Consider the following 8306-nt stretch of genomic DNA (forward strand, 5'->3'; position numbering starts at 1 on the left):
GTAGGGTTTACAGGAAGCATTAAAGGCGGTCGTGCATTATACAATTTAGCAGCAAAACGGGACGAGCCTATTCCTGTATTTGCAGAAATGGGAAGTATTAATCCAGTAATTTTATTGCCAAAAGCATTAAGTAATAGAGCAGAAGCTATAGCTCAAACGTATGCAGGATCAATCACTTTAGGCTCAGGGCAATTTTGCACAAACCCAGGATTAATAATTGGTATTAAATCAGACGGATTAACAAATTTCGTAAATACTTTAGCTAAAGAAATTGTAAAAATAGAACCTTCGTGCATGCTGCATCCAAATATTTCAGGGGCTTACGAAACCAATAAAACAAAAGCATTATCTCAAAACGGATTAAAAGTTTTAGCTGATTATGAAAATGAAGTAGAACCTAATTTTGCAAGACAAGTGGTTACCACAGTTGAAGGGGATACGTTTTTAAATAACTCGACTTTACACCATGAAGTATTTGGACCATTTTCATTAGTTGTTCAATGCGAAAATGAAGCACAATTAGAAGCCGTTATTTCAAATTTAGAAGGACAACTCACAGGAACAATAATTTCTGATGATAATGAAATTACTAAGTATTCAAATAGTGTTAGTGCATTACAAAATAGAGTAGGTCGTATCATTTTTAACGGTGTGCCAACTGGTGTTGAGGTGTGTCCGTCCATGCAACATGGTGGCCCGTATCCTGCATCAACAGATTCAAGATTTACAGCAGTTGGTGTAGATTCTATTAAAAGATGGGTTCGACCATTTAGTTATCAAGATTGGCCGAACGAATTACTTCCAGATGAATTGAAAAACGAAAATCCTTTAAATCTTTTTAGATTAGTTGATGGAAGTAAAAGTGACAGAAAACTATAATAATTAATAAATGAGTGACTAGCTCAAAATTCTATTGGGTGCTGTTTAAAAGCACCCTTTAGGGTTCTTATAATGTAGGTAAATGCTTAAAGATATAATTTAGAAATGGCAAGAAATACTTTTGTTTGTATTGATGCCCACACTTGCGGAAACCCTGTAAGAGTTGTAAAAAGCGGAGGTCCAAATCTAGTTGGTGAAACTATGAGTGAAAAGCGGCAGCACTTTTTAAAAGAATACGATTGGATTCGTAAAGGTTTAATGTTTGAACCTCGCGGACACGATATGATGAGTGGTAGTATTATTTACCCACCTCATAACCTTGAAAATGATTTTGCTATTCTTTTTATTGAAACTTCTGGTTGCTTACCAATGTGTGGACACGGAACAATTGGCACCATTACAATTGCCATTGAAGAAGGTTTAATTACACCCAAGATTCCAGGAAAAATCAGAATGGAAGCACCAGCTGGTTTGGTTGAAATTGAATATCAACAAACCAAAAACAAAGTAGATTGGGTAAAATTAACCAACATAAAAAGCTATTTAGCAGCAGAAAACTTAACAATTGATTGTCCAGAATTGGGTGAAATCCTTTTTGATGTAGCTTATGGAGGGAATTTTTACGCTATAGTTGATCCACAGAAAAACTTTTCAGGAATACATGATTTTACGGCTTCAAAAATCGTTCAATATTCGCAAGTGGTACGAGATAGAATCAACGAAAAATATCCTAATAAGTTTATTCACCCTGAAAACAAAACCATTAAAAATGTGACTCATATGTTGTGGACAGGAAATCCAATCGATCCAACATCTTCTGGACGAAATGCGGTGTTTTATGGAGATAAAGCGATAGATCGGTCACCTTGTGGTACAGGAACATCTGCAAGATTAGCACAATTGCATGCTAAAGGAAAACTAAAAAAGAATGAAGACTTTATTCACGAAAGTTTTATTGGTTCAAAATTTATTGGTAGAATTGAACAAGAAACAATTTTAGATGGTAAAATAGCAATAGTACCAAGTATTCAAGGTTGGGCAAAAGTTTATGGGTATAATACAATTTTTATTGATGACGAAGATGATCCTTACGCTCACGGTTTTCAAGTCATTTGAATTTTAATTATGAGTAAAAAAATAATAATTATAGGAGGTGGAATTATTGGGTTATGCTCTGCCTATTATCTTCAAAAAGAAGGACATCAAGTAACTATTGTGGATCAATCAAACCTCGATTCTGGTGCTTCTTATGTTAATGCGGGGTATTTATCACCAAGTCATATTATTCCTTTATCTGCTCCGGGAGTCATGAAAAAAGGGTTAAAATGGATGTTTAATAAATCAAGTCCACTTTATATAAAACCGCGATTAGATTTAGATTTTTTAAGATGGACGTTGGCGTTTAATAAATCATGCAATGCAAAGCATGTAAAAAAAGCAATTCCAACTATTAAAGCAATTTCGCTTTTAAGTCAAGATTTATACAACGACATAAAGAGAAATGAAAACTTTTCATTCCATTACGAAAATAAGGGTTTACTTATGTTGTGCCAAACCGACAAAGCTTTAGCAGGAGAAATTAAAACTGCAAATTTAGCAAAACAAGAAGGTTTAGATGCTAAAGTAATTAACCTTAATGAGCTAAAACAATTAGAGCCAAATGTAGCGTTGAATGCTAAAGGTGCAATTCTATATAAATGTGATTCTCATACTACACCTCATGAGTTTATGAGCGACATGAAAATGTATTTAAAAAATAATGGTGTTATTTTTTATACCAATGAAAAGGTAGAAAATATAGAAGTTGAAAACCAAAAAATTTCAGCAATTAAAACCAATAAACAAGTTTTAAAAGCAGATGAATTTGTTTTGGCAGCAGGATCTTGGAGTCCCATTTTAAGCAAAAAATTAGGATTGAAATTACTGCTTCAAGCTGGAAAAGGATACAGGATAAATACAACAAATGAAACCAATATTTCAATTCCAGCCATTTTAACCGAAGCAAAAGTAGCTGTAACACCAATGCATGGTTTTACACGGTTTGCTGGTACTATGGAAATTGCAGGCATTAACCATAATATTAATAAAATTAGAGTTGAAGCTATTGCTGATGCAGCTAAACGATATTATCCTGAAATCACTTTAACTGTAGAAGAAAAAAACAATGTGGCTTGTGGACTGCGTCCAGTGTCACCAGATGGACTACCGTATATTGGCAAATCTATAAAGTGTAAAAATTTAACCATTGCCACTGGTCATGCAATGATGGGTTGGAGTATGGGGACAGCTACAGGGAAATTGGTGTCCGAAATTATTTCGGAACAAAAACCATCATTAGAATTAACTAATTATCATCCAGACAGAAAATTTTAAATTATTACAAATCTAAATTTTCAATATCTAAACGCATATTAATCATATGTTTTTTAAAACCTGCTTTTTCATAGGCTTTTATAGCAGGTATATTACCTTGATAAAGATCTAATCTAATTTCATAAATATGATGTGTTTTACACCATTTTAATAAAGCATCAATTATTAGTTGGTTTAGCTGTTTTCCTCTATGTTTTTCTAAAACAAACATGAATCCTAAATAACCTTGCTTTTCGTGTTTTAAGTAATGTCTGTCAGATTTAATTTTTGCATAGCCAGATGCTACAATTTCTTTATCAATTTCTAAAACAAAAATTACGGAGTTCGGACTTGTAATTAATTCTGAAATATCATAATAGTTAATATTTCCGTTTTGAATCGTAGGATCAAAAGGTCTTTCTGCCTCAATTACACCTTGCTCAAACTTTAATAAAGTGGGTAAATCTTTTAAGGTCGCTTTTCTAACTATTAGTTGCATAATTTAACTGGAAGTATCAGCAATAATCTTCCATTCACCATTAATTTTCTTAAAAATAATCATAAAAATACCATTAGCATTTCCAACATTTCTTTTTAGGTGATATTCTCCCATAACAAAGTAAGCACCTTCGTTTATTTTAGAAATATCATTAATTTTAAAGTTTAAAATGCCTGTATGATCTTTGGTAGGATATGCTTTTTTATAGCGTTCTAAGGTGTTTTGCCAACCATAAGTAACACCATTACTACCATAAAACTTAAGCGAATCACTTTTCCAGTAGCCTTCCATAAATTCTTCAATATTATTCTTAGACCAAGCTATTCTTTGTTTTTTCAAAACTTTTTCAATGCTTTTTTTGTCTTGACTTTCAGTTGATTGGCCATTGCTGTGCAGAAAAGTAACAAGGCATAGTAATAGTATAAAATGTTTCATAAATAGTATTTTTATAAAAGTAAAAATAACAAAATCCTGCTTTAAAAGAGGTTACTCGTCGATTAATTTGACATCTCTTATTTTTTAAACTAAAGTTAAAATCTCTTCATCGATTAAATAATGTAGTTTTGTTTTAAGTTGTATACTTTTATTTGATAATCAATTGATTAGTCTCCCTCAAATTTATTGTTTAACCCTTTTAAATAACTTAATTATGGAATTAGAGATTACAAGCTACAATAACTTTTTTAAAATGAAGGGCATTCTTAATAAACGCAATTTGAATGTATTTAAGAGTGAGTTTAATAATGTTTTTGAAAAAGTAAATGCACTCACTATTAGCATTGAAAATATAGAGTGGATGGATAAGTATGGTGTAACTGCATTAGCAGAATTACATTATGAAGCTTTATCTAAAAACAAGAAAATGTCTATAATTGGATTAGGATGTAAAGACTTATACGAGCATTTTAAATCTGATTTTGCTGCATAACATTGTCATCATTACAATAATAAGTAAAGACTTATAATTATATAAGTCTTTACTTGTTTTAATGGCTAAATCTTACACTAAATTGATTAAAAATCACCCCTTACTTCGTCATAGTATAAATAAGTTTGCTTATTAAATATAAAGAGACAATTGATGAGTTTATTTAAAAGAATACGTTTTTTCTGTGGATTTTTAGTTTTATCAATATTAATAAGTTGTTCAAAGGATTCTGCGTCTTCTGAAGATATTATTGTAGATCCGGATCCCCCAATAGAAGAAGTGTTTAATTACACGTCAGATGCAAAGTATAATTTGAATATTGTATACTTCATTCCCAAAGACGTGCCTAATCGTACAAATTCACATAAAAGAGTAAGTGAAATATTATTGAATGGTCAAGAGTTTTATAAGCAAAACATGAATGGTTATGGTTTTGGAGATAAAACATATAATTTACTTGTCGATAATGCTAAAAACCGAGTAAAAATAAACTACGTTGAAGGAAAGTTTAATACCTCTAATTATCCTTACGAAGGAGGGGGTAATAAAGTAATTGAAGAGATTGAGGCTTATTTTAAAGTGAACCCTAGCGAAAAAAACAGTGAGCATACATTAGTTTTAATGCCAGTTAAAGATCATGATAATCCTAATGTGCCATTTTATGGTTTAGGGCGTTGGTGTTTTGCTTTGGATTATAATGATATGGATGTAAAACACTTTGGAGGAAATTCTAAACTTAGTAATGATGCTACGAAATATATAGGAGGTCTACTACATGAGTTAGGACACGGTCTAAATTTACCACATAATAAACAAAAAGTATCAGAGTATACTGATGCGAATAAAGGAACCTCATTAATGGGAGCTGGTAATTATACCTATGGCAGTACCCCCACATTTTTAACCGAAGCAAGTTGTGCTATTCTTAATAATAATCAAATTTTTAACAATTCAAACGCAGCTTTTTATACAGGAGCTACTGCACAGATTAATACTATTCAAGCCAACTTTGAAGATGGAGCTTTAAAGGTGTCTGGAACATTTCAATCTGATGTTGCTGTAAATTATATTGGATTTTATAATGATCCAGCAGATGATAATGCCGACTATGATGCTGTTACTTGGGCAACAGCTGTAGATGATAATAGTACTTTTAGTGTTTCTATGCCTATTAATGAGCTTGATAAAAAGGGAACCATTGAATACGTATTAAGATTGAGATTATGCCATACCAATGGAGAAATTTCTAACTTTTCATATTCTTATAAGTTTGAGAATAATATACCTATTATTGAATTTGGTGATCAAGACTATTTAGTCAGAACAAATTGGAGTATAGTGTCTTTTACCTCTGAAGAATATAACGCTACTGCTAGTATGATTCTAGATGATGATCCTTCTACGTTTTGGCATTCATGTTGGACGGGAGGATGCACTGCAACGTATCCTCATAGTATAGTTGTTGATACTGGTGAAACTATTACAGCAAAAGGGTTTTCTTTTTTACAAAGAAATGGTATGCGAAAGATAAAGGATGTTGAAATATTGGTTAGTGCAGATAATGTTACATGGGAAAGTAAAGGAAATTATGTGTTAAAAGACATTAATACAATACACCATGTGCATTTGGATAGTGAAACCACCTTTAGGTATTTTAAGATTGTTGCAAAATCTGCGTTTGATGGAGCCCAATTTGCTGCCATGGCAGAAATTAAATGCTTTTAATTAGATATAAAAAATTATAGAATTTTAGTTTGTTTATTGTAAAAAGCTTCTTGTTGCTTTTTCATTAACTCTTGAGTTATTTTCTTTTTATAAGCATACAATTCCTCTTCGTTTTCAATATCATTATATACACGATCATTAATAGCATAATCTGTTTTTAGTAAAGCTTCTCTTTGGCTTTTATTTTGAATAACTGTTGTTTTTATGGCTGTTTCCTCATCTTCAATTTTAAAATCGTACGCGCCTTTTGGCGCTAATAATTTAGCGAAAATAGGTGAGGTTTCAATAGCTAAAAACAGTAAGAATATAAAGAATGATGGCAACCAAGGCAACTCGCCTAAAGCATTAATACGTGCCATTAAGCCATCAAAATTATTGATTATGGGTTGTGTTGTAACCACTTGTTTTTCGTAATCTCCCTTAAGCACAACTATCTGATTCTCTGCGACAATCATTTTTTCTTTATTCTCAGCTTTTAATTGTTGTAGTTCAGCTAATAAAGCATCGTGCTTTTCTCGTTTTTCTTTATAAACTGGTCCTTTGCCCAATAGTTTTGTGCCTGCTGTTCCTTCCGCTTCTGCTATGTAGGTATCGTAAAGCGCATTAACCTCCGCTTCTTTAATGTCTATTTGTTGTTGTAAACTTGCTATTTCACTTTGTAGTGAAGCTATATTTGGTGTAAACTGTTCTGCTATTTGGTTTTTATTGGCTAGTGTTAGTTCGTTTTTTTGTTCTAATAATACTTGATTGATTTCTTTTTCGAAAATCTTTAACTCTAAAGGTTTCGAAATTACAATTGCAATAATGACTGCTAATACAATTCTAGGTGAAGCTTGGATTAGTTCATCTATAACATTTCCTGTTTTTTTGATGGTTGAAACAATATAACGATCTAAATTAAAAATGAGTAACCCCCAAATTAATCCAAAGAAAATTGCCGTGTAAAGATTATCGAAAACCGTATAAAGCGCATAGCTACCTGCAATAAAAGCCATAACAGCGGTGAAGAAAACGGTGGCACCAATACCGGCGTATTTGTTTTGTTCGCCTACCGAACAAGTTTCTAAAATATTGGTATCTGACCCAGAGCAAATAATGAAGAATTGCTTTAACATAATGTGATTGATTTTGATTGATACTTCGACTGCGCTTAGCACAAGTTGTCTATTAGAACGTTAAAAGCATAGTTTTGTTACACAATTAGGTTTAAAAAAGCCTAAAGAATTTCTTTAGGCTTTTTTAAAATAATTTAATCTTCTTTTATAACTATGGGTTTTGTTGAAAGTTGAACTATATAATTATTATCATTTGAATGATTTGTTTCTATATTAATGTTTTTATTTTTGGTTAATATATTTATAGCCTCTTTTGAAGATATTTCCTTTTTATTGTAGTAAAACTTGGCTCCTTTTTTTGCCATTTCTTTAGCATGTTCTAAAGGGCTTTTTGGAGGAGGAGGTGGTGGAGGGAACAAGTCTAAAGGAACCTCTACAATTTCTATAACTTCACCAGATTTAGACTTCCTTTTAGTAACTGCTTCTGGGTGTTTCTTTTTATAATCGTCAATTACTTTTTTGTATTTGGCCTTTTGTTCAGGTGTAGCATTTGCTGGAATTGGAGGTGGTGGAGGTAAAGCTTCTTGTATTTCGATAACGTCTAGCTCTTTTGTTAATTCTTTAAAATTAAGAATAGCTAGCTTATATTTTTTTCTTTGTTCTGGTGTTGCATTGTCAGGGATTGGCGGAGGTGGAATAAAACTAGGCATTATTTCAGCACTATTTCTCTGTTCCATACTCATTAAATTATAAATTGAGATTAATCGCTTAATGTCTTTTTCTTTAAAAACACCTTTTGGATTAGCTTTAATTTTTTTTGCTAACTTGTTGTATTCTGCAATTTCTTTTTTAGTTGCTTTTTGTTGAA

General features: G+C 31.8%; 8 protein-coding genes and 1 pseudogene. 5 read left to right on the top strand and 4 right to left on the bottom strand.

The genetic code is table 11. The annotated features are described in order from the left end of the window. The 3 genes from AADI82_RS11455 to AADI82_RS11465 all read left to right on the top strand — a co-directional run. On the top strand, positions 1–879 hold an 879-nt coding region (locus AADI82_RS11455; protein WP_341216568.1), incomplete at its 5' end, for an aldehyde dehydrogenase family protein. A gap of 105 nt (positions 880–984) precedes the next feature. Beyond that, entirely contained in the window at positions 985–1995 is a 1011-nt protein-coding gene (locus tag AADI82_RS11460) for a 4-hydroxyproline epimerase (RefSeq protein WP_341216569.1), read from the top strand. Positions 1996–2004: 9 nt separating this feature from the next. Then, positions 2005–3252, top strand: coding sequence for an FAD-dependent oxidoreductase (locus AADI82_RS11465; RefSeq protein WP_341216570.1), 1248 nt, complete (start codon positions 2005–2007; stop codon positions 3250–3252). 4 nt (positions 3253–3256) lie between these two features. Here AADI82_RS11465 and AADI82_RS11470 read toward each other — a convergent pair whose 3' ends face one another. Next, positions 3257–3730: a GNAT family N-acetyltransferase gene (locus AADI82_RS11470; RefSeq protein ID WP_341216571.1), complete on the bottom strand. Its 474-nt coding sequence runs from the start codon at positions 3728–3730 to the stop codon at positions 3257–3259. A 3-nt stretch (positions 3731–3733) separates the two neighbouring features. After that, positions 3734–4165, bottom strand: a complete 432-nt coding sequence (locus tag AADI82_RS11475) for a nuclear transport factor 2 family protein (RefSeq protein WP_341216572.1) — start codon at positions 4163–4165, stop codon at positions 3734–3736. Between the two features lie 214 nt (positions 4166–4379). On the opposite strand from AADI82_RS11475, the gene AADI82_RS11480 reads away from it, so the two are divergent. Together AADI82_RS11480 and AADI82_RS11485 are read left to right on the top strand one after the other, a co-directional pair. After that, positions 4380–4658: a hypothetical protein gene (locus tag AADI82_RS11480; protein WP_034041752.1), complete on the top strand. Its 279-nt coding sequence runs from the start codon at positions 4380–4382 to the stop codon at positions 4656–4658. Positions 4659–4811: 153 nt separating this feature from the next. Next, positions 4812–6383 (top strand): discoidin domain-containing protein, encoded by a 1572-nt coding sequence (locus AADI82_RS11485; protein WP_341216573.1) that lies wholly within the window; start codon positions 4812–4814, stop codon positions 6381–6383. 14 nt (positions 6384–6397) lie between these two features. Here AADI82_RS11485 and AADI82_RS11490 read toward each other — a convergent pair whose 3' ends face one another. Both AADI82_RS11490 and AADI82_RS11495 read right to left on the bottom strand, forming a co-directional pair. After that, positions 6398–7498: a DUF4407 domain-containing protein gene (locus AADI82_RS11490; protein WP_341216574.1), complete on the bottom strand. Its 1101-nt coding sequence runs from the start codon at positions 7496–7498 to the stop codon at positions 6398–6400. Between the two features lie 134 nt (positions 7499–7632). Then, a pseudogene (locus AADI82_RS11495) lies at positions 7633–8306 on the bottom strand (hypothetical protein); the annotation flags it as partial.

The sequence above is a fragment of the uncultured Wocania sp. genome, from assembly GCF_964021735.1.
Classification (GTDB): domain Bacteria; phylum Bacteroidota; class Bacteroidia; order Flavobacteriales; family Flavobacteriaceae; genus Wocania_A.

Excerpts from the sequence above, each read along its gene's own strand:
- AADI82_RS11475 (WP_341216572.1), bottom strand. The coding sequence starts at position 4,165 with ATGAAACATTTTATACTATTACTATGCCTTGTTACTTTTCTGCACAGC.
- AADI82_RS11470 (WP_341216571.1), bottom strand. The coding sequence starts at position 3,730 with ATGCAACTAATAGTTAGAAAAGCGACCTTAAAAGATTTACCCACTTTA.
- AADI82_RS11490 (WP_341216574.1), bottom strand. The coding sequence starts at position 7,498 with ATGTTAAAGCAATTCTTCATTATTTGCTCTGGGTCAGATACCAATATT.
- AADI82_RS11485 (WP_341216573.1), top strand. The coding sequence starts at position 4,812 with ATGAGTTTATTTAAAAGAATACGTTTTTTCTGTGGATTTTTAGTTTTA.
- AADI82_RS11480 (WP_034041752.1), top strand. The coding sequence starts at position 4,380 with ATGGAATTAGAGATTACAAGCTACAATAACTTTTTTAAAATGAAGGGC.
- AADI82_RS11460 (WP_341216569.1), top strand. The coding sequence starts at position 985 with ATGGCAAGAAATACTTTTGTTTGTATTGATGCCCACACTTGCGGAAAC.
- AADI82_RS11465 (WP_341216570.1), top strand. The coding sequence starts at position 2,005 with ATGAGTAAAAAAATAATAATTATAGGAGGTGGAATTATTGGGTTATGC.